This window comes from Pseudoflavonifractor sp. An85 (assembly GCF_002161235.1).
Taxonomy (GTDB): domain Bacteria; phylum Bacillota; class Clostridia; order Oscillospirales; family Oscillospiraceae; genus Enterenecus.
Map to the genome: position 1 here is coordinate 25732 of NZ_NFHE01000014.1, position 22348 is coordinate 48079.

The window sequence follows — 22348 nt, forward strand, 5'->3', positions numbered from 1 at the left end:
ATACTGTTTGGTTGCGTTTAGAAGAACGAGAATTGGCTGCTGTCCGGCAGGTCACCAAAGGCGCCTGCATCTTTCAGCTGCTGTAGGTGGGTATTGGACACCTTGGTACAGGCCAGGGAGAACTCCTCAATGGAGATGAAGGTTTTTCCCTTCCGCTTCTCCATGATATCCCAGCCCACGGTTTCACCCAGACCAGCCACCGAGGTAAAGGGCGGGATAAGGGCGTTTTGCTCCTCATCCACCAAGAAGTTGATGGCATGGGAACGAGAGATATCCATGCGGGTAAACGTGAGGCCGCGCAGGTAGAACTCGTAGCACACTTCCAAGGTCACCAGCATATCCTCTTCCACCGCCGAGGGGCGGTCTGCCTTGTCCTTGGCGTTTTTCTTGGCCTGGATCTCCTTCATCTTCTGCTTGACCACCTCAATGCCTCGGCACATATACTTCTCATCAAAAGCCTTGGCTCGAATGGAGAAGTAGGCCGCGTAGAAGGCCAAGGGGCGGTGCACCTTGTACCAGGCGATGCGGAAGGCCATCATCACGTAGGCCACAGCGTGGGCCTTGGGGAACAGATAGGCGATCTTCTTACAAGAGTCAATGTACCACTGGGGCACTCCGTGCTCCTTCATCTCGTCCTCGGCACCCTCCGGCAATCCTCTGCCTTTTCGCACCGACTCCATGATCTTAAAGGCTCGCGTGTCCTTGAAGCCCTTGGAAATGAGGAAGATCATGATATCGTCACGACAACCGATGGCCTCGTTAACCTGAGCCGTGCCGGACGTGATGAGGTCCTTGGCGTTACCCAACCACACGTCGGTGCCATGGGAGAAGCCGGAAAGTCGCACCAGAATATCAAACTGGTTGGGGGTGGTGTCCTCCAACATGCCGCGCACGAAGGAGGTGCCGAACTCGGGGATGGCCACAGCTCCCGTGGGGCCCAATATGGGGTCGTCGGTGAAGCCCAGCTTCTCCGAGGTGGTAAACAAGCTCATGGTATCCGGGTCGTCCAGAGGAATCTTCTGGGGGTCCACCCCGGTAATATCTTGAAGCATTCGGATCATGGACGGGTCATCGTGGCCCAGCATGTCCAGCTTCAAAAGGTTGGACTCCATGGAGTGATATTCGAAATGGGTGGTGATGATGTCCGAGTCCTTATCGTCCGCCGGGTGCTGCACCGGACAGAAGTCGTAAATCTCCTTGTCCTGGGGGATAACCACCATGCCGCCAGGGTGCTGACCAGTGGTACGTTTCACTCCCATGCAGCCACGGGCCAGGCGCAAGACCTCGGCAAAGGGCACGTTGCTGCGCCCCACCTGCTCCAGATACTTGCGCACGTATCCAATGGCGGTTTTTTCCGCCACCGTGCCAATGGTGCCCGCTCGGAACACGTGGTTGCTGCCGAACAGCTCAAAGGTATAGCGGTGGGCGTTGGCCTGGTACTCACCCGAGAAATTTAGGTCGATATCGGGGACCTTGTCACCGCCAAAGCCCAAAAAGGTCTCGAAGGGGATGTTAAAGCCGTCCTTGGCGTAGTCCGCTCCACACACCGGGCACTTCATGTCCGGCATGTCCGCGCCGCAGCCGTAACCGTGCTCCACGGCGTAGTCAAAGTCGGAGTGCTTGCAGTTGGGGCAGCGGTAGTGGGCAGGCAGCGAGTTTACCTCAGTGATGCCCGACATGAAGGCCACCAGCGAAGAGCCCACCGAACCACGGGAGCCCACCAGGTAGCCGTGCTCCAGAGAGTTCTGCACCAGCTTCTGGGCGGACATGTAAATGACATCGTAGTGACAGCCGATGATGTCTTTCAGCTCGGCGTTGATACGGTCCACCACGATCTGGGGCGGGTTTTCGCCATACAGGGCGTGGGCCTTGCCCCACACCAGGTCTTTCAACTCGCCCTCGGAATTCTCCAGCTTGGGGGTGAACAGGCCGTCGGGCAAGGGGCGCACATTGTCGCACCAGGAGGCCACCAGGGAGGGGCTATCAATGACCACCTCGTGGGCGGTCTCCTCCCCCAGATAGGCAAATTCCTTTAACATCTCATCGGTGGTGCGGAAGTACAGGGGATTTTCACTGTCGGCATCGTCAAACTCCTTGGCCGCCAAGAGAATGTGACGGTAAATCTCCTCCTCGGGGTCGGTAAAGTGGACATCACCGGTGGCACACACCGGCTTGCCCAGCTTGTGGCCCAACTCTACGATTTTCCGGTTGAAGTTGCGCAGGTCCTCCATACTCTGGGCGATGCGCCGCCCTTCCTTGTCGGGGCGGAGCATGTAGGCGTTATTGGACAGGGGCTGAATCTCCAGATAATCATACCAGGAAGCAATGCGCTCCAATTCCCGGTCGTCCTTGCCGTCCACCACAGCCCGGAACAGCTCGCCTGCCTCACAGGCAGAGCCGACAATCAAGCCCTCCCGATTTTCGTTGATGATGGACTTGGGCATGATGGGGAAACGGTTGAAGTGCTCCAAATGAGCCAGAGACACCAGTTTGTACAGGTTACGCAGGCCGATCTGGTTCTTGGCCAACAGGATCAAATGGTTGGCACCGCGGCGCACCCGGCCTCCCCGCTTCTTCCCTGCCAAGGCCCCGTTGATCTGAGACACCCGCTCCACACCCAGCTCTCGCAGCATGGGAATCATGGCTGCGAAAATCTGGCCACAGATGGCGGCATCGTCGTCCGCCCGATGATGATGGAAGGGCGGCAGTCCCAAATGGGTGGACACAGTGTCCAGCTTGTGGTTGTTCAGCTGAGGGCACAGATACTGGGCCAGAATGAGGGTATCAAAATACAGAGGATCAAACACCCGCTTGGCCCTGCGGCAATACTCCCGGACAAAGCCGGTGTCGAACTCCGCATTGTGGGCCACCAGAGGGGTGTCCCCCGCCCAAGCCAGGAAATTGGCCACTGCCTCGTGGGGCTTGGGTGCGCCCCGCACCATCTCGTCGGTAATACTGGTCAAAGACACCGTCTTGGGGCTCAGAGGATGACCGGGGTCTGCAAAGGTGGAGAAGTGCTCCAGCACTTCACTGCCCCGCATGCGCACCGCGCCAATCTCGATGATGGCATCGGTTTTGGGATCCAGGCCGGTGGTCTCCAAGTCAAAGGCAATAAACTCCCCATCCAGAGGCATGTCTCCAGGGCCGTGCACCGACACCCGCTCGTCCACGTCGTTTTGGTAGTAGGCCTCCACGCCGTAGAGTACCTTGATTTTCTCGCCGCGGCCCGAAGCGTTATAGGCATCGGGGAAGGACTGCACCACGCCGTGGTCGGTGATGGCAATGGCCGGGTGGCCCCACTCAATGGCTCGCTTGATGATGGCTTTACCGTCACATAGAGCATCCATCATAGACATACGGGTATGTAGATGCAGCTCAATGCGCTTCTCCTGTGCGGTATCTTTGCGTCCCTCCGGCATGGGCACCTCGTTGATGCCATAAGGCTCCAAAATCATGTCGCTTTCAAAGCGGCTGACGTTCAGCCGCCCCTGCACCTGCACCCGTTGGCCCTTTTTGATAGACTTGACGATGGGGGCAGCTACCTCCCCTTCCAAGAACTGATTGACCCGGATGGAGCCGGTATTGTCGGTGATATCAAAGCAGATCACCCACGCCTTGCGCCGAGGAAGTTCCCGGTGCTCCACGTTGAACACGGTGCCTTCCACCAACACGCTGCCCATATCCAACTGCAACTCGCCCAGAGGCACCGGCTTTTTCTTGCCGTTGATCTTGCCATAAATCTGCTTCACCTTGGGCTTGCCATGGCCGCCACCTGGGGTGCTCTGGCTGAGCACCTTGCGGCGCATGGCCTCCATCTGGGCAAACAGATCCCCTCCAGCGGCGGGCTGGGGTGCGGCTTGCGCCGGAGCCGGAGCTTCTGCCACTGGGGCGCAGGGCACAGGCGGGGCCACCGGTGCAGCGGCTGCCGGGTGGATGTTCACCGCCACCTGATGGAGGGAAAACAGCTGGGCCAAACTCTGCCGCATCTGCTCCACCATAGGCTCTCCCACCGGCTGCCCCTCCAAATCCAGGGTCATGGTCCGCGTCTGACGGCTGACCTTCACCTGGGTGGGATATTGGGCAAAACAAGCCAATACCCCTTCCGGAAAGGGGTATTTGCCAAAGGTCTGTTGAAATGTCACTTGCTTGTCTGACATGCGATGTACTCCTTGTCACAGGGTATCAATGAGCGCCATCAGGCGAGGAATCAGCTGGTCCTCCGGGACCTTGTCCACGATTTCTCCGTGGAGGAAGAGCACGCCCTCTCCCTTGCCGCCGGCAATTCCCACGTCTGCATGGCGCGCCTCGCCAGGGCCGTTGACCACGCACCCCATTACCGCCACGGTGATGGGCTTGTCCACCCCCTTCAAAAGCTCCTCCACCCGGTGAGCCATAGGAATGAGGTCAATCTGGGTGCGACCACAGGTGGGACAGGCAATGAGCTCAGGGCCGTCTTTGCGCAGGCCCACCGCTTTGAGAATCTTCTTGGCCAGGACAATCTCCTCCACCGGGTCGGCAGTGAGGGTGACCCGGAAGGTATCGCCGATGCCGAGACCCAGCAAGCCGCCAATGCCAGCGGCAGACTTGATGGAACCGATGTCTGCCGTGCCTGCCTCAGTAACTCCCAAGTGCAGAGGGAAGTCATACTTTTGGGACATGAGTTGATAGGCCCTCATGGTGGTGGGTACCGACGAGGACTTCATGGAAATGCAGATGTCCTCAAAGCCATACTTCTCCAACAGGGCCACATGGCCCAGGGCACTCTCCACCAGAGCCTCGGGGGTGGGGCCGCCGTACTTCTCCAACAGCGGCTTCTCCAAAGAGCCGCCGTTGACCCCGATGCGGATGGGGATGCCCCGCTCTTTGCAAGCCTTGGCCACCGCTTCCACCCGGTCCTCCGAACCGATGTTGCCGGGATTGATGCGGATCTTGTCAATGCCACCCTCCACGGCAGCGAGAGCCAGACGGTAATCAAAATGAATGTCCGCCACCAGGGGCAAGGGGCTGCCCGCCTTCAATGCAGCGATGGCCTGGGCGGCCCGCTCATCGGGCACTGCCACCCGGACAATTTCACACCCCGCAGCCGCCAGGGCCCGAATCTGAGCCAAGGTGGCCTCCACGTCATGGGTGGAGGTGTTGGTCATGGACTGAATAGAGACGGGGGCGCCGCCTCCGATAGCGACGTTCCCCACATGAATTTGACGAGTCATGCAAGGTCACTTCCTTTACAGTATTTACACCACAATTCTCCACACATCCTGGAAGGCAATGAGCAGCATCACCACCAGTAGCAGCACCAGGGCCACCGCATGGATGTATCCTTCCAGCCGCTGGGGAATATGCCGCCGGAAGAACAGATACGAAATGGCGTTAAGCACCACAAACAGCACCCGCCCGCCGTCCAGAGCGGGGATAGGCAGCATGTTCATCACCGCCAGGTTTACGGCAATGAGAGCCATGATATAAAACACATTCTGAATGCCCACCAGGATGGAATCGGACTGGGTACCCACCTCAGACACCACGTCCACTACACCGATGACGCCGGACATCTGGTCCACGCCCACGCGGCCAGTAACCAGATTGCCCAGGCTCATCCACACGGTGCGTACAAAGTCAAAGGTCTGGGTCGTAGCCAGCTTCACACGCCCCCACAAGGACAGGGACTCCACTTGCCCGAAGATCAGGCCAAACCCATAGGCATCCTGACCCTCATACCGGTACTCGAAGCGCTCCATGGGCAGGTCTTTGAGCACCACCTTCTCCCCGTCTCGCCGCACCACCAGATCCATGCCCTGGCCGTCGTTGCGGGAAAGGAAGGTGAGCACATCTTCATAGACCCAAATGCCGTGTCCATCCACAGAGAGAATTTCATCTCCCACCATGAGGCCGGACTCCCCTTCCAGCTGGAAGCCATCGGCCAACTGGGTGATCACCGGCACGCGCACCTGGGTCACACCGGTATAGAGCACCAGGACAATGACCAGGCCCATGAGAAAGTTCATGAAGGAACCGGCACACAGCACGATAATCTTCTTCCAGGCGGGCTGGATGCTGAAAGCTCGCACATCCCCGGTATCCTCATCCTCGCCTTCCATGGCGCAGTAGCCGCCGATGGGGAAGGCCCGCAGGGAGTACTGGGTCTCTCCACGGGTACGGGTCCACAGAGCCGGGCCCATACCGATGGCAAATTCATTCACTCGGATTCCCAACAGCTTTGCGGTGATGAAGTGGCCAAACTCATGAATGGCAATCATCACGCCAAAGATGAGAATTGCCAAGAGAATAAAAAAGATTCGCTCCAAATGTGTTCACCTCAGATTAACATGTCATGGACCGCCTGTCGAGCCGCGCGGTCCGCCTCCAGCACATCTTCCAGGGTATCGGCGGGCTTGGATGCCACCCGCTCCAACGCCCCTTCCACCAACCGGGCAATGTCCAAGAAGCCAATTTTATCCTGAAGGAACAGCTCCACGGCCACCTCATTGGCTCCATTCAAAATGGCGGTGGAGGTACCACCCTTCTGGGCGCACTCCAATGCCAATCCCAGACAGCGGAAGGTGTCCGGGTCGGGCTTGGCGAAGGTCAAAGGCGGGCAAGAGAGCAGATCCAAAGGTGTGGCCGGACCCTGGGTGCGTTCCGGCCAGGTCAGGGCATACTGAATCGGCACACGCATATCAGCGGTACCCAGCTGGGCCAAAATGGCCCCATCGTTGAACTCCACTAGGGAGTGAACGATGCTCTCTCGGTGCACCACCACCTGAATTTGCTGGGGCGGCATACGGTAAAGCCGCATGGCCTCGATAAACTCCAGACCCTTGTTCATCAGGGTTGCTGAGTCAATGGTAATTTTAGCGCCCATGGCCCAGTTGGGGTGGCGCAACGCCTGGGCACGGGTCACATACTCCAGCTCCTCCCGTGTCTTGCCGAAGAAAGGTCCACCGGAAGCGGTGATGATCAGGCGCTTGACTTCCCCACGGTCCTTGCAGCCCTGGAGACACTGAAAGATGGCGGAGTGCTCCGAATCCACAGGGACAATCTCCGCCCCCTTCTCCTCGGCCCTGGCCATCACCAGATCACCGGCGCACACCAAAGTCTCTTTGTTGGCCAGAGCAATGCGCTTGCCTGCATCTATGGCCGCCAAGGTGGGCTCCAGTCCGGCAATGCCCACCACAGCAGTGACCACCGTGTCCGCCTGGGGCAGCGTAGCCGCCTCCATCAGGCCTTCCCGACCACCCACCACACGGATAGAGGTATCGGCAAGGCGCTGCTTCAAATCCCGGGCAGCGGCTTCATCCACCGCCACCACCAGCTCAGGCTGGAACTGACGAGCCTGCTCCTCGGCCAGCTCCACACTGCGGTTTACCGTCAGCGCCGCCACCTTGTGGCCACAGGCCTGAGCCACGTCCAGGGTCTGGCGGCCGATGGAGCCTGTGGAGCCTAAAATGGAAATGGTTCGTTTCATATGATCCCTCGATTTCTATATCTGGGCAAAAATGGTTACATCACCGGCATGGCCTGGAGAATGAAAAGCACCACCGGCGCACAGAAAATCATGCTGTCAAAGCGATCCAGCATTCCCCCGTGTCCTGGGAGCAAATGGCCATAATCCTTAACCCCAAACTCCCGCTTGATGAAGGAAAAGGACAGGTCGCCCAGCTCGGTAGCCAGAGCCCCCACCAGACCGGAGAGCACCAGGGGCAGGAAGTTCACGCTCTGCTGGCTGATAGCCTGAATGATTCCGCCGTAGGCCAAAGCGTAGAGCACACCAAAGACAAAACCGCCAATGTAGCCCTCCAGGCTCTTGTTGGGGCTGACCTTGGTGATGCCCCGGTGTTTGCCCAAAAATACGCCCACAAAATAGGCGCCTGCATCGGTGATGAAGGCCATAAGCACCGCAAAGAGCACCCAATACTCCCCGTGAGTCATTTTTTTCAGCAAGACCAAAGCGGATAGTCCCAGAGGAATGAGCACACCAGAAAACAGGGTGAGCATCACATGGTAAAATCCAATGGGAGCTGTACCCTCATCATAAGCACGAATGGCACACCAGAAGGACACCGCCATCACCACAAAGGTACACACGCTGACCGTGGTGGTTCCCTTCCCCATCCAGCATCCCAGAGGAATGAGAGCGGCGGAGAGCACCGCAAATCCGGTCATCCAGGGGGAAATTTTATTCTCCCCCGCCGCCCGCAGCAGCTCAAAGGAGGCAGCGGCGGCAATGACTGCCACCACAATGGACCAAATCAGGGGTGAACTGGGCAGCATAGCCAGCAACAGCAGCGGGACGAACACCACTGCAACCGCAATTCGTACCAACATTCCTTACACCCCTCCAAATCGCCGAGAACGATTCTGATAATCCGCCAACGCCCGCAACAGTTCCTCTTTGGTGAAGTCCGGCCACAGTACGTCGGTGAAATAGAACTCGGAATAGGCGGACTGCCACAGTAGGAAATTGGAAATGCGCACCTCACCGCTGGGACGAATCACCAAATCCGGGTCAGGGACGCCGGCGGAATACAGCAGATCTCCCAACCGATCCTCGGTGAGGTCCTCCGGCTTGGCCAGTCCCTCCTGGCACAGACGGGCAAACTCCGATGCCGCCCGGATAATCTCCGCCCGGCCTCCGTAGTTAAAGCAGATGTTCACCTGACACCCGTCATAACCTTTGGAGATTTCCTCCGTCTGATGGCACAACTCTTTCAGCTTGGGGCTCAAGGGAGACAGATCGCCAAAAAAGGCCATTTTCACCTTGTCCTTGGCCATGGTCTCAATGGCTTCCTTCAAATACCGCTCCAAAAGGCCCATGATGGAAGACACTTCGTCCTCCGGCCGCTTCCAGTTCTCGGTGGAAAAGGCATATACCGTGAGGTACTCCAATCCCAACTCCTTGGCGAAGGTGGCAATGGTGCGGAACGTCTCCGCTCCGGCGGCGTGTCCTGCCTTGCGAGGCAGGCCGCGTTTCTTGGCCCAGCGGCCATTCCCATCCATGATAATGGCCACATGCCGAGGCAAGCGGCTCATGTCCACCTGAGGCTGGGCCGTTTTCCGACTAAATAACGCCATATGCACGCATCCTAATCTATTTCAAAGTATGGACATTTCATCCCAAAAATACAACACAAGCGGGGCGAAAACGGTCCGCCCCGCATGTGTATCCATGTGGTGAATCTTACACCGCCATGAGTTCCTTTTCCTTCTCAGCCGTCAGAGCGTCGATCTCCTTGCAACGCTTGTCGGTGATGGTCTGGATCTCCTCTTCGTAGTCCTTGTACTGATCCTCGGTGATCTCGGACTTCTTCTTCAGATCCTTGAAGTGCTCCATGGCGTCCCGGCGGATGTTGCGGATAGCAACCTTGCCGCTCTCGCCGTACTTGCGCACCTGCTTGGTCAGTTCCATACGGCGCTCCTCGGTGAGCTGGGGGAAAGCCAGACGGATGACACGGCCGTCGTTCTGGGGGTTGATACCCAGATCGGAACACATGATGGCCCGCTCAATCTCCTTGAGAATGGAGCTGTCCCAGGGCTGAATGGCCAGGGTGCGGGGGTCGGGGGTGGAAATGCTGGCCACCTGCTGAATGGGGGTGGGAGTACCATAGTATTCCACCTGGATGCGATCCAGAACACCAGCATTGGCGCGGCCTGCACGCACGCCAGCGAAATCACTCTTGACCACCTCGATGGTCTTGAGCATCTTACCGTCAAAGGGCTTGCACAACTCAGTCATGGTAGAGTCCTCCTTTAATCCTTCACAATGGTGCCGATCTTCTCACCGCGGGCCACGCGGAGAATGTTCTCCGGGTCCTTGAGAGCGAAGAGAATCACAGGAATCTTGTTGTCCATAGACAGGGACGTGGCAGTGGAATCCATCACCTGCAGGTGCTGCGCCAAAATATCATCATAGGTGATGGTGTCGTACTTCACGGCGTTGGGGTCCACCTGGGGATCGGCGGAATACACACCGTCCACGTTCTTGGCCAGCAGGATGACATCGGCGTCAATCTCAGCGGCCCGCAGCACAGCTGCCGTATCGGTGGAGAAGAAGGGGTTACCAGTGCCGCAGCCGAAAATCACCACGCGGCCCTTCTCCAGGTGGCGGATGGCCCGGGAGCGGATGTAGGGCTCAGCCATGGCCCGCATCTCAATGGCGGTCTGCACCCGTACGTCCACGCCCTTCTGCTCCAGGATATCAGCCAGGGCCAGACAATTAATAGTGGTGGCCAGCATACCCATGTGGTCGGCACGGGTGCGCTCCCGCATACCCTTGCCATCCTTCAGGCCGCGCCAGAAGTTGCCGCCGCCTACCACGATGCCCACCTGGATACCTTCCTTGTTGCAGCGGGCAATCACATCACACACCTGATCAATGACCTCAAAGTCCAAGCCACGGCCTGCTTCCCCGGCCAGAGCCTCGCCGCTGACCTTCAGCAGCACGCGCTTATACTTCCATTCACTCATGGGTGATACCTCCGAATTTTATGATCGGTTCTATTCTAATACAGAATCCGCTTCTTGCCTAGTGGGAAAATTAATTTTTTCCCAAATCCCCCGGTTTTTCTCCGGTATACCCGACGCCACAACAGGATACATTATATAAATCAAAACTTTGGGAGGGTACGTGATGGTTTGCAGCATTTCCGAGTTACAGTACAAAGAAGTCATTGACATTACCGATGGGACCCGATATGGTTACATAGCGGATGTGGAACTGGATCCCCAGGCGGGCACCATTGAAAGCATTGTCATCCGGGGGAAACCCCGCTGGTTTGGCCTTCTGGGCCGGGAGCCGGACACCATTTTCCCCTGGACCTCCATCACCCGCTTTGGTGAAGATCTAATTCTGGTGGATGGCCAACAGCGGCGCGCCCCCCTTTCCCCTGCCGCTGGCTCCCAAGAATCGTGAAATTCGCAGGAATTTCTTTTAAAAAACTCTTGCATATCCCCGGTTTCTATGATAGAATTTCAGGGCATTCCGCACGAGGGCGGATTTTTCGTCGTGTGCTTTCCTCGGAAGGTTGGCGCAAGAGATGAGGCTCTCGGAGGTAGTAACTAAAATTTAGGAGGAACAAATCAATGGCAGTCGTATCTATGAAGCAGCTGCTGGAGGCCGGCGTTCACTTCGGCCACCAGACCCGTCGGTGGAACCCCAAGATGGCCACCTACATTTACACCGAGCGCAATGGTATCTATATCATTGACCTGCAGAAGACCGTGAAGAAGCTGGAGGAGGCTTACTCCTTCGTGCGTGACATCGCCGCCAACGGCCAGTCTCTGCTCTTCGTGGGCACCAAGAAGCAGGCTCAGGAGGCCATCAAGGAAGAGGCTTCCCGCTGCGGTATGTACTACGTCAACGCTCGTTGGCTGGGCGGTATGATGACCAACTTCAAGACCATGCGTACCCGCGTGGATCGTCTGAATCAGCTCAAGAAGATGCAGGAAGACGGCACCTTCGACATGCTCCCCAAGAAGGAAGTTATGAAGCTGCTGGGCGAGATTGAGAAGCTGGAGAAGTACCTGGGCGGCGTCGTGGAGATGAAGAAGCTCCCCGGTGCTCTGTTCGTGGTTGACCCCCGCAAGGAGCGCAACGCCATCAACGAGGCCCGCAAGCTGAACATCCCCATCGTGGCTATCGTGGACACCAACTGCGATCCCGACGAGATCGACTATGTGATTCCCGGCAACGATGACGCTATCCGCGCCATCAAGCTCATCTCCTCTGTCATGGCCAACGCCGTGCAGGAGGGTCGCCAGGGCGTGGACGCTGCTCCCGCTGAGGCTGTTGAGGCTCCCGCTGCTGAGTAATCAGTGATCTGTTGGCGCCCGTCCCGTCGGGCGGGCGCCAATTCTTTTATTTACAATTTTGGAGGGAATATAATATGGCTATTACCGCTAAGGACGTACAGAAGCTGCGTGAAATGACCGGCGTAGGCATGATGGACTGCAAGAAGGCTCTCACCGAGGCTGAGGGCGATATGGACAAGGCCATCGAGATCCTGCGTGAGAAGGGCCTGGCTGCTTCCGCCAAGAAGGCTGGCCGTATTGCCGCTGAGGGTATGGCTTACGCTGCTGTCATCGACGGCGTGGGTGTTGTGGTCGAGGTCAACGCTGAGACCGACTTCGTGGGCAAGAACGAGAAGTTCGTCAACTTCGTCAAGGGCGTGGCCGCCACTGTGGCCGCCTGCAACCCTGCCGACCTGGACGCTCTGATGGCTTGCAAGTACGACGGCACCGACCTGACCGTGCAGGAGCAGCAGCAGGAGATGGTTCTGGTCATCGGCGAGAACATCAAGGTCCGCCGCTTCGCTCGCTTTGCTGAGGGCTTCTGTGTGCCCTACATCCACGCTGGCGGCAAGATCGGTGTGCTGGTCTCCCTGAACGTGGAGGGCGATATCGACGCCACCGAGATCGGCAAGGACGTTGCCATGCAGATCGCCGCTCTGAACCCCCGCTTCTGGGACAAGAGCCAGGTCACCGAGGACGTGCTGGCTGAGGAGAAGAAGATCATGCTGGTGCAGATGGCCAACGATCCCAAGATGGCCAACAAGCCCGACCAGGTCAAGGAGAAGATCGTGGACGGCAAGCTCAACAAGTTCTACTCCGAGAACTGCCTGCTCCAGCAGGAGTTCGTCAAGGACGGCGACATGACCGTGGAGAAGTATATCGCTTCCGCTGCCAAGGCTCTGGGCGGCACCGTCACCTTCCGTGACGCTGTTCGTTTCGAGAAGGGCGAGGGCATCGAGAAGAAGCAGGAGAACTTCGCTGAGGAGATCGCCAAGCAGCTGGCTAAGTAATTCAGCCCCTTTTTTAAGAGGATGCAGGGTTCACCCTGCATCCTCTTTTTGCGCCCCACCCCTGCCCTTTAGGTGCTTCTTTACAAATCCAGCCACATACAGTACAATGGGCTTAGAAGATTTGCATAGGAGGTGCCCTGGATGAAGCTTACATTTTTCGGCGCAGCCAAAGCCGTTACCGGAAGCTGCCACTGTGTGGAATGCAACGGACACAAGGTGCTCATTGACTGCGGTTTGCAACAAGGCCGGGATGAGATTGACAACACCCAGCTGGACTTTATGCCCGGTTACATCCAAGACGTCATTGTCACCCACGCCCACATCGACCACTCGGGCCGCATTCCCCTGCTCATCAAACAGGGTTTTGGCGGAAACATCTATTGCACCCGTATGACCGCTCAACTGCTGGATATCATGCTGCGGGACTCCGCCCACATTCAGGAGAGCGACGCCAAATGGGAAAACCAAAAGGGCCAGCGGGCCGGGCGTCCCCCGGTGGAACCTCTGTATACGCTGGCGGATGTGGAGCGCACATTGCGCCACCTGGTGGTATGTGAATATGGCCAGGAGTTGCAGATCAGCGATTCCATCCGCCTGCGCTTTACCGATGCCGGGCATCTGCTGGGCTCGGCCAGTGCAGAGTTGTGGCTGACGGAAAACGGAGAAACCAAGAAAATCGTGTTTTCGGGCGACATCGGAAACCGGGAACAGCCCATCATCCGGGACCCTCAATTCATCACGGAAGCGGACTATGTGGTCACAGAGAGTACCTATGGCGACCGCCTCCACGACATGGATGTGGACCCGGACTACACCGGCGATTTGGCCGCTCTCATCGACGAGACCCTTTCCAAGGGCGGCAACGTAGTCATCCCCTCCTTTGCCGTAGGCCGCACCCAAGAATTGCTGTACTTCATGCGCGAGATGAAAGAGCAAGGTATGGTGCGCAGCGTCCCTGATTTTCAAGTGTACGTGGACTCCCCCCTGGCAGGGGCCGCCACCCGGATCTTCTCCGGTGATCTCCATGGCTATCTGGACGAGGAGGCCATTGAAGCGCTGAAAGGCGGAGCGCTGTTCCAGTTCCCCGGCCTGAACATCACCGAATCCACCCAGGAGTCCATGGCCCTGAACTCTGACCCCAACCCCAAAGTCATCATCTCTGCCTCGGGTATGTGCGATGCCGGACGCATCCGTCACCACCTCAAGCACAACCTGTGGCGGGAGGAATGCGCCGTGGTCTTTGTGGGCTTCCAGGCTGAGGGCAGCCTGGGCCGACGGCTGCTGGATGGCGTAACCCATGTCAAGCTCTTCGGGGAGGAGATCTCGGTGCGGGCTCGCATCGTCAACTTCCCCGGCCTCAGCTCCCACGCAGATAAAAACGGACTCATTGCCTGGATGCAGGCCTACTCTCCCAAGCCCCAGCATGTCTTTGTGGTTCACGGCGAGCGCAGCGTCACCGAGGCCTACGCCCAAACCCTGCGGGACTTGGGCTTCCAGGCCCACTCTCCCAATTACGAGGAGGTCTACGACCTGCTGCAAAACCGTATGCTGGCCCCCGGCGTCATTCTGGAGCGGAAGACACCCACTGCTCTGCCTGCCCCCGCCTCCCCCGCCTACCGTCGTTTGGAGAATGTGGGCAAGCATCTGATGGAGGTCATTGCCCACAACAAGGGCGGTTCCAACAAGGATTTGGGTAAGTTTGCCGACCAAATCCGGGCCCTCATCGACAAGTGGGACCGGTAACACCCAGTCCATCACGGAAGGAGAACCTCATTCCCATGCACATACACCACGTGGCTCGAAGAAATGCCGCGCTGCTCCCTGCAGCCGCTGCCTTTGGGCTGTTCCTGATTCTCTACGGTTTGGTGCACACTGATTTTCCTGGTTTGATTCAAGGTCTTTACACCTTGCTCATTCATGAAGATGTGCTCATCACCGATTACATTTACCTTTCCGGCATTGGCTCAGCCTTTGTCAATGCCGGTCTGGTCACACTCATCTCTGTGGCCATTCTCTACCTGGTGGGAGAGACCCCCAACGGTTCCACCCTGGTCACCTTGGGGCTGATGGCTGGCTTCTCCCTCTTTGGAAAGAACATCCTCAACATCTGGCCCATCATGGCCGGCACCGCTCTGTATGCCACAGCCAGACGGGAGCCTCTTTCCAAATACGTCAACGTGTCCATGTTGGCCACCTCTCTGGCCCCCATGGTGAGTTTCTTATCCAGCGCCACATCCCCCTGGGTGGGTCTTCTGGTAGGGATTCTCATTGGATTTCTCATTCCACCCGTCTCTGAATACGCATTTCGTATTCAAAATGGCATGAATTTGTACAGCCTGGGCTTTGCCTGCGGGCTGGTAGCTATGATGTTTGTCCCAGTGTTCAAGGCCTTAGGGCTTTCCCCTGCCAGTCGTCTGCTCTGGTCCACTGGCAACAATCTGGATCTTGGCTTGATGCTCCTCGTGATATGCCTGGGCTGCATCTTATGCGGGCTGTTCCCTCACCCCCGCGAAGTTCTGAACCAATACCGGAAACTGTTACACACATCTGGCCGCGCCCCCAGCGATTACTTGCGTGTGTTTGGACACGGGCCGGTGCTGGTGAACATGGGGATCAACGGCCTGGTAGCCACAGGGTACATCTTGGTCACCGGCGGCGATCTCAATGGCCCCACCATCGGCGCTATTTTCACCATCATGGGCTTTTCCGCCTATGGCAAACACCTGCGCAACATTACCTCGGTGATGCTGGGCGTACTGCTGGGCAGCACCTTTCTCCACGTGGCCACCAACAATGAGGCGCTGCAACTGGCCGCCCTATTTGGCACCACCCTAGCCCCTTTTGCCGGATTTTTTGGCTGGCCTTTCGGGATTTTAGCAGGGCTCATTCACTCTGCTGTGGTGCTCCAAGCGGGATTGCCTCTGGAAGGCATGAACCTGTACAACAACGGCTTTTCCGGCGGGTTGGTGGCCCTGGTACTCTACCCTGTCATCACCTCTTTGTACCGGCATCGCCGTCCCGTGCTGCAAGATGAAGATCTGTTCGAGATCTACGAGGATGACACCCCACAATCCGAGGAACAGCTGGATGCCCACGCCAACGACGACATTCAAATGCTCCATTGAATCTCATCCCGTTTTTTGCCTGGATTGCCTGTGCGATCCAGGCTTTTTTCTACCTATTTTCCATGCCTGCAACAGAATTTACATCTTCGTGTGGGCATTGTTTACAACTTATTGCTTGTGGATGCGACGGTCTTTGGTATTCTTGTAAGTGAAAGGACAATATCACACGAAAAAGGAGGCAGACAACCATGGAGATTCACACCCGAAAACCAGAACATTCCCGTCCCAAACGCAGAGACGTTCTCTTCATGGGAGGCTTCTTTCTCCTTCTTCTCCTGGCCTTGCTCACTGGCTGTTCTTCGGAGGAAGCTCCTGCTCCAACCCCCACTTTTGACCAAGAACCCCCCATAATTTTTGGGGCTAAAGACCTGGAAGTGGTAGTCAACGGCACTATCTCCTACCGTCATGGGATTACCGTCACCGACGACAGCGGCGAAACACCTCAACTGACCATTGACGGCAGCCAGGTGGATCTTTCCACCCCAGGAAGCTATCCCCTCACCTACTCCGCTGTGGACAACAGCGGCAATGTGGCCAAAGTCACCATCACAGTTACAGTAGTAGTAGAAGAAGCCCAGTCTGATCCGTCTCCTTCTGTCTCTCCCTCTGCTCCGCCTCCCTCTCAAACCAAGAAACCTGGAGCCCATGCCAACGGGAGCAACGCCCCCTCCGCCAGTGAAAAGCTCAATGCCTTGGCAGACCAAATCCTCACTCAAATCATCAACGGAGGCATGAGCAAACAGCAAAAAGCCCGGGCCATCTACAACTACATCCGTTCGCACATGCGCTACGTGAATTCTTCGGATAAATCCAGCTGGATCTCAGCGGCCTATATAGGGCTCACCCAGGGGAAGGGGGACTGCTTCAACTACTTCGCCGCCTCGAAAATTCTCCTCACCAGAGCTGGGATTGCCAATGTGGATTTATATCGGGTGGGAGGACAAAGGCGAGGCATACTATGTGGAGCGCCTGCGTGAGCTGCTGAAGCAGGCCATCTCCCGGCGTCTCTTGGCCGATGTTCCCATTGACTTTTACATCTCCGGCGGATTGGATAGCTCTATGGTGGCCTGCTACATCGGTAAATACATGTTAGACAGTTCCTACTCCTTCTCTGCGGAAATTGGCTCGGGAGAGCTGGACGAGAACCGGTTCCAAGCTATGGTGCGCAAGTGCGTGGGCTCCACCCACTACGTCACCAAAGTCACCGAAGTGGAAATCTGGGATCACCTGTATCAAGTGGTCTATCAGGCCGAGTCAGCGGTGAAGGAGAGCTATGACGTAGCCGCTTTCCTCCTCTCTGATTTGGTGCGTCGCTCCCCCGCCAAGGCGGTGCTCACCGGACAGGGTTCCGATGAATTCTTCTGTGGGTATGTAGGCTATATGGTGGACCAATTCCGCCATATGCAGAAGGACAAGATGACCCCAGAGGAATGCCAGTGTAACCAACAACTGTGGGGGGACCCCTACTTTCGGTTTGAGCGCAACCACCCTCAGATTCGTACCATCCATGCCCAGCTGTACCACCCGGATGTATGCAGAGAGTGGAATACCTTCTCCGCCCTGGCCCAGAGCCCTATTAACCTGGAGCGGGTCAAAGGCCTCACCGACGCCCGGCGGAGATCTTACATCGACTACAAGCTGCGCCTGTCCGACCACCTTCTGGGGGAGCACGGAGACCGGATGTTCGCCGCCCACTCCGTGGAGGGCCGTCACCCCTTCCTGGACATGGAGCTTATAAACTTTGTCACCACCATTCCGGACCACTACAAGCTCAATGGCACCGACGAGAAATATATTCTGAAACAAGCAGGAAAAGGCATTGTCCCCGATGAAATTCTCAATCGCAAGAAGTTTCCTTTCCAGGCACCCGGTATGTCTGCCATGGTGAAGTGCCCTCACCTGGGTGGAGATTTTCTGGACACTGCCCTTCTGAAAAAACACGGAATCTTTGACGTGGCTTTTGTCCATCACCTCCAGGAGCTATATGCCCAAGAGGGATTCCAACTCATGGGAGCCTATGACATTGACTATCTGCTCATCGTTTTGACGGTTACCATGCTTTGTGAGGCCTATGGGCTCACCATATAACAAAATATCTCAAACATCTTGACAAATCCCTCCTGACAGGGTAATATACTCCAGACAATCAAAGATGGATTCGACAATAGAGGCGCGAATTTCAGGAGTATTCACTTCGAGGTCACGGAGACTTATGACGGGTGAAGAAAGGGACATTCGCCGAAATCCATACTCTTTCCGCAGGGTATGGGTTGGGGTGCAGGCTAATAGGTTGCACACTCTTACCAAAGAACCTTTGGTGATGGCGCTATTGTTTCATAATTGAAATGCAATTTGTGGAGCAACTGGTGATCTCATCAGTTGCTCCTTTTATTGTCGCTTCCAGGAGAGAAAGAGAGGACAAAAAAACAATGATCGATTTTCTAAGCTGGCTATCCGGCATGCTGTGGGGCCTCCCCCTCATTGTCTTGATGGTAGCCACAGGGCTGTACTTCACCATTCGTTCCCACTTCTTTCAGTTCCGTTATTTTGGGTACATTCTCAAACAGACCGGCGGGCAGCTGTTCAACAAGGAAAAGATGAACGACACCCACGAAAAGGGCATCGTTACCCCCTTTGAGGCCATCTCCACCGCCATTGGCGGCACCGTGGGTTTCGGCAACATCGCCGGCGTGGCCACTGCCGTGGCCGCCGGTGGTCCCGGCGCTGTGTTCTGGATGTGGCTCACCGCATGCCTGGGCATGATTTTGAAGCAGGTGGAGGTCACTCTGGGCTGCTACTATCGCCGTACCAACGAAAAGGGCGATCCCTACGGCGGCCCCACTTACTACATGGAGCGGGGCCTGGGTGAGGAGCGTGGCTGGGGTAAGCTGTGGCTGATTCCCGCCATCATCTTTGGCGCAGGTATTTTTACCACCTTCTTTGTCACCTCCTCCAACCTCACTGCCGCTCAGGTGGTGTCCGGCGCCTTCCACCTCTCCCCCATCCACATTGGCAACTTTGTGGTGGAAGGTGAAATTCTGGTGGGTCTTGTGCTGTGCGTCATCACCTACGTGATCACCAGCGGTGGCACCAAGCACATCGGTTCCGTATTCAGCAAGCTGGTCCCCTTCATGAGCGTGCTGTACATTCTCATGGGCATTGCCATGATCGTAGTCAACGCTGGCCGCGTGCCTACCGCTCTGGCCTCCATCTTCACCAGTGCCTTTACCGGCACCGCTGCTGTGGGCGGTTTTGCCGGTGCTGCTGTGAGCCAGATCGTACGGGTGGGCGTGGCCCGCGCTGTGTACTCCAACGAGGCTGGTTGGGGTACCTCTCCCATGATCCACGCATCTGCAAAGACCCGACACCCGGTGGAGCAGGGCCTGTGGGGCTCCTTCGAGGTATTTTTTGACACCTTTGTGGTGTGTACCATCACCGCTTTGTCTGTCATTCTCAGCGGCCACTGGGTGGACGGCACCGACGGCGGTACCCTGGCCCTGAGCGCCTTCTCCAGCGGCTTTGGCACCGCGGGAAGCCTGCTTCTGGCGGTGATTATGGTTATCTTTACCGTTACCACCTCCGGAGGCTGGTTTACCTACTATCTGGCCATCCTGGAGCATCTGTACAAGCGGGAAGGTCCGGTAAAAAAGGTCGTCATGAAGCTTTTCTACGCCGTGCGTGCTCTGCCCGGTCTGCTATGGACCATCTATCTGGTTAAGACCAACAATCAGGGCTTTATCTGGGTGGTGGTGGACATCACCTCCGCCATTCCCACCTTTATCAACGTAGCGGTCATTTTGCTGCTGTCCAAGCCCTATCTCAAACTATTAGCCGACTACAAAGCCCGATACCTGGGCAAGGGTACGGTAGACCCCAACATGCCGCTGTTCTACGAAGACAAGACCTGACATCCCATTGGGGTCCGGCTATGCCGGGCCCCAATGCGTGCGTTTTATGTAAACTGGAGGATTTTTCTATGAAAACCTTATACTTCAACGGTCAAGTATATCCCGGCTGTCTGCCTCTGGTGGATGCATTCGTGGTGGATGGGGACACTCTCTGTTATGTGGGTAGTGAAGCCCAGGCCCGTTCTCTGCTCTCCCCCCGGGATGCCGAAGTGGATTTACAGGGCCGCTTCGTCTGTGCAGGCTTCAATGACAGCCACATGCACCTGCTGGGCTATGGCAACATGCTCCACGCCGCTCAGCTGGCTCCACGCACCCACAGTCTGTCGGATATGCTGGACTGTCTGGGTGAGCATTTGAGCACCCATCCCATTGCCTCGGGCGGTTGGCTATTTGGCCGCGGCTGGAACCACGACTACTTCACCGATGTCTCCCGCATGCCTACCCGGGAAGATTTAGACCAAGTTTCCACCCAAGTTCCCATCTGCGCGGTACGGGCCTGTGGTCACTGCCTGGTAATCAACTCCAAGGGTCTGGAGGTTCTTGGCGTGGGTAAAAATCCCCAGCAGCCCTACGGCGGACAGATCGGTGTAGACCAGCAAGGGATGCCCAACGGCCTGTTTTTTGACAACGCCATGGATATGGTCTATGACGCCATCCCTGTGCCGGACAAAGAACACCTGAAAGAACTGATTCGCTCTGCGTGCCGAGCCCTCAATGCCCAGGGTGTCACCAGCGTCCAAAGCGACGACTACTGCCTGTTCCGTCAAATCCCCTGGCAGGTAGTCAACCAGGCTTATCAGGAACTGGAGACCAGCGGGGAGTTATCGGTGCGGGTATACGAACAGTGCAACTTCACCACTGTTCCAGACCTGCAAGAATTTGTGGAGCAAGGCAATCACACCGGTGTGGGTTCCACCTATTTTAAGCTCGGCCCTCTGAAGCTCTTAGGTGACGGTGCATTGGGCGCGCGCACCGCGTTCCTTAGCCGCCCCTACGCCGATGATCCCAGCACACAAGGTCTGGCCGTGTTCTCTCAGGAGGATATGGATGCCCTGGTGGAGTATGCACACACCCATCAAATGCAAGTTGCCATCCATGCCATCGGTGATGCCTGCCTGGATCGGGTGTTGAACGCCTATGATAAAGCCTTGTCTGCCCATCCCCGCAGCGATCACCGCCACGGCGTAGTACACTGCCAGATCAGCCGAAACGACCAGCTGAAGCGCATTGCCCAGATGAATCTGCACGTGTATTGCCAGAGCATCTTCCTGGACTACGACAACCACATGGTAGAACAGCGGGTGGGGCATGAACTGGCTCTGACCAGCTACAGCTGGAAAACTCTCATGGAGAAAGGCGTGTGCGTGTCCAACGGCAGTGACTGCCCCGTGGAGCTGCCCCGGGTAATGGCTGGCATCCAGTGCGCCGTCACCCGCACCACCCTGGACGGAAGTGCAGGCCCCTACCTTCCCCACGAGGCCTTTACGGTGCAGGAGGCACTGGACAGCTACACCCAGCAGGGCGCCCATGCCAGCTTTGAAGAGCACATCAAGGGCCAGCTGAAACCGGGTATGCTGGCCGACTTCGTGATACTCAACGCCAACCCCTTCCAAGTCGCTCCCGATCAACTGAGTTCCATCTCTGTATATTCCACCTATGTGGGCGGACAGACGGTCTTTGAGGACACCAAGCATTAAGTTCCATTTCCACGCAAAACGCCCCGTTGCAGTAGCAACGGGGCGTTTATCTTATCATCCAATTTCCGCCGGACGCAATACACCGTGGAGCACGAATCTGGCGTTGGCAAAGGCCGAGCTACAGGTGGACAGGGTCACAACCTTGTCCACCGCCTGAGGCTCCACCTGGCTGGTGAAGGCAGAGCGGCTCTTGATGTCCTGCAACCAAGTTACAAAGCTGTCCTCTGTAAAATTCAAATCCCAGGCGTTGGTGTCCACGCTGCTGACATAACCAGAGAAAAATTCGATCAGATATGTACCTTCCGGAGTCAACAGATATCCCACCGGCTGCTGGTCGTAGAAGCTCTGGTCCTCGTACAGCTTCAAATCATTGAACATGGTTTGGTTGTTCATCTGATGCCCGTAGATGATCGTGTGGAGATCGGTAAAATCAGCTTCATTGCGATAGTCTACGAAAATGGAGCCTGCACTGTTCCACTCCTTGGTGAACAGCCGATTGAGGTAGTAACTGTTGTCACTGCCCTGTACCACCGGGTAGTTGACGTGGGTGTTTGGAATGTAAAGCCACGCCACCACATCTTCATTGATCTGCTTGAGGGACTGAAAATCTACCACAGGGAATTGAGATTCTAACTCTTTATCTCCCTCAGGATTGACGGTAGTGGGTACTTGAGCAGGGATATCAATAAACTGCTCCATCTCCTCATAGGCGTCCTCTCCCGCCTTGTATTCCGCCATGATGTTCCAAATCTGATAACCCGACACCAGCATTACAACCACCAGTATGGCACAGACAATTCGATAAAGCCACTTCATGTGTT

Annotated in this window: 18 protein-coding genes and 1 riboswitch; of the genes, 9 read left to right on the top strand and 9 right to left on the bottom strand. The window is 56.7% G+C overall.

What is annotated here, in order from left to right; genetic code table 11:
* Window positions 1–17 precede the first annotated feature (17 nt).
* From B5G37_RS08105 to pyrH, 8 genes are all read right to left on the bottom strand, one after another.
* Window positions 18–4157, bottom strand: coding sequence for a PolC-type DNA polymerase III (locus B5G37_RS08105; RefSeq protein ID WP_087256293.1), 4140 nt, complete (start codon window positions 4155–4157; stop codon window positions 18–20).
* A 15-nt stretch (window positions 4158–4172) separates the two neighbouring features.
* Window positions 4173–5210, bottom strand: a complete 1038-nt coding sequence (gene ispG, locus B5G37_RS08110) for a flavodoxin-dependent (E)-4-hydroxy-3-methylbut-2-enyl-diphosphate synthase (RefSeq protein WP_087256295.1) — start codon at window positions 5208–5210, stop codon at window positions 4173–4175.
* A gap of 24 nt (window positions 5211–5234) precedes the next feature.
* The gene (locus tag B5G37_RS08115) at window positions 5235–6305 is read right to left on the bottom strand and encodes a M50 family metallopeptidase (RefSeq protein ID WP_242962824.1); all 1071 of its coding nucleotides are present in this window, start codon (window positions 6303–6305) and stop codon (window positions 5235–5237) included.
* 11 nt (window positions 6306–6316) lie between these two features.
* Window positions 6317–7465: a 1-deoxy-D-xylulose-5-phosphate reductoisomerase gene (locus tag B5G37_RS08120; protein ID WP_087256296.1), complete on the bottom strand. Its 1149-nt coding sequence runs from the start codon at window positions 7463–7465 to the stop codon at window positions 6317–6319.
* 35 nt (window positions 7466–7500) lie between these two features.
* A complete protein-coding gene (locus tag B5G37_RS08125) occupies window positions 7501–8325 on the bottom strand; it encodes a phosphatidate cytidylyltransferase (protein ID WP_087256298.1) in 825 nt (274 codons plus the stop codon).
* Window positions 8326–8328: 3 nt separating this feature from the next.
* Complete coding sequence (locus B5G37_RS08130; protein WP_087256300.1) at window positions 8329–9072, bottom strand: isoprenyl transferase; 744 nt, start codon at window positions 9070–9072, stop codon at window positions 8329–8331.
* A gap of 106 nt (window positions 9073–9178) precedes the next feature.
* On the bottom strand, window positions 9179–9733 hold the full coding sequence (frr, locus tag B5G37_RS08135; protein WP_087256302.1) for a ribosome recycling factor: 555 nt from the start codon (window positions 9731–9733) through the stop codon (window positions 9179–9181).
* Window positions 9734–9747: 14 nt separating this feature from the next.
* Entirely contained in the window at window positions 9748–10464 is a 717-nt protein-coding gene (pyrH, locus tag B5G37_RS08140; RefSeq protein ID WP_087256304.1) for a UMP kinase, read from the bottom strand.
* 163 nt (window positions 10465–10627) lie between these two features.
* Here pyrH and B5G37_RS08145 point away from each other — a divergent pair, with 163 nt between their 5' ends.
* The 9 genes from B5G37_RS08145 (at window position 10628) to B5G37_RS08185 (ending at window position 21527) form a co-directional block, all read left to right on the top strand.
* A complete protein-coding gene (locus B5G37_RS08145) occupies window positions 10628–10909 on the top strand; it encodes a YlmC/YmxH family sporulation protein (RefSeq protein ID WP_087256306.1) in 282 nt (93 codons plus the stop codon).
* Between the two features lie 170 nt (window positions 10910–11079).
* Window positions 11080–11808 (top strand): 30S ribosomal protein S2, encoded by a 729-nt coding sequence (gene rpsB, locus B5G37_RS08150; RefSeq protein WP_087256308.1) that lies wholly within the window; start codon window positions 11080–11082, stop codon window positions 11806–11808.
* Between the two features lie 74 nt (window positions 11809–11882).
* Complete coding sequence (tsf, locus tag B5G37_RS08155) at window positions 11883–12797, top strand: translation elongation factor Ts (protein WP_087256310.1); 915 nt, start codon at window positions 11883–11885, stop codon at window positions 12795–12797.
* A gap of 141 nt (window positions 12798–12938) precedes the next feature.
* Window positions 12939–14540, top strand: a complete 1602-nt coding sequence (locus B5G37_RS08160) for an MBL fold metallo-hydrolase (RefSeq protein WP_087256312.1) — start codon at window positions 12939–12941, stop codon at window positions 14538–14540.
* Between the two features lie 35 nt (window positions 14541–14575).
* Window positions 14576–15922, top strand: coding sequence for a DUF1576 domain-containing protein (locus tag B5G37_RS08165; protein WP_087256314.1), 1347 nt, complete (start codon window positions 14576–14578; stop codon window positions 15920–15922).
* Window positions 15923–16110: 188 nt separating this feature from the next.
* Entirely contained in the window at window positions 16111–16899 is a 789-nt protein-coding gene (locus B5G37_RS08170) for a transglutaminase domain-containing protein (protein ID WP_087256316.1), read from the top strand.
* Window positions 16838–18010, top strand: coding sequence for an asparagine synthase C-terminal domain-containing protein (locus B5G37_RS08175; RefSeq protein WP_087256318.1), 1173 nt, complete (start codon window positions 16838–16840; stop codon window positions 18008–18010). The genes B5G37_RS08170 and B5G37_RS08175 overlap by 62 nt, the downstream gene beginning before the upstream one ends.
* 69 nt (window positions 18011–18079) lie before the next feature.
* Window positions 18080–18259, top strand: a riboswitch (Lysine riboswitch).
* 92 nt (window positions 18260–18351) lie between these two features.
* Window positions 18352–19830, top strand: coding sequence for an amino acid carrier protein (locus B5G37_RS08180; protein WP_087256320.1), 1479 nt, complete (start codon window positions 18352–18354; stop codon window positions 19828–19830).
* A gap of 68 nt (window positions 19831–19898) precedes the next feature.
* Window positions 19899–21527 (top strand): amidohydrolase, encoded by a 1629-nt coding sequence (locus B5G37_RS08185; protein ID WP_087256322.1) that lies wholly within the window; start codon window positions 19899–19901, stop codon window positions 21525–21527.
* A 54-nt stretch (window positions 21528–21581) separates the two neighbouring features.
* Here B5G37_RS08185 and srtB read toward each other — a convergent pair whose 3' ends face one another.
* Window positions 21582–22343, bottom strand: a complete 762-nt coding sequence (srtB, locus tag B5G37_RS08190) for a class B sortase (RefSeq protein ID WP_087256324.1) — start codon at window positions 22341–22343, stop codon at window positions 21582–21584.
* Window positions 22344–22348: the final 5 nt, after the last annotated feature.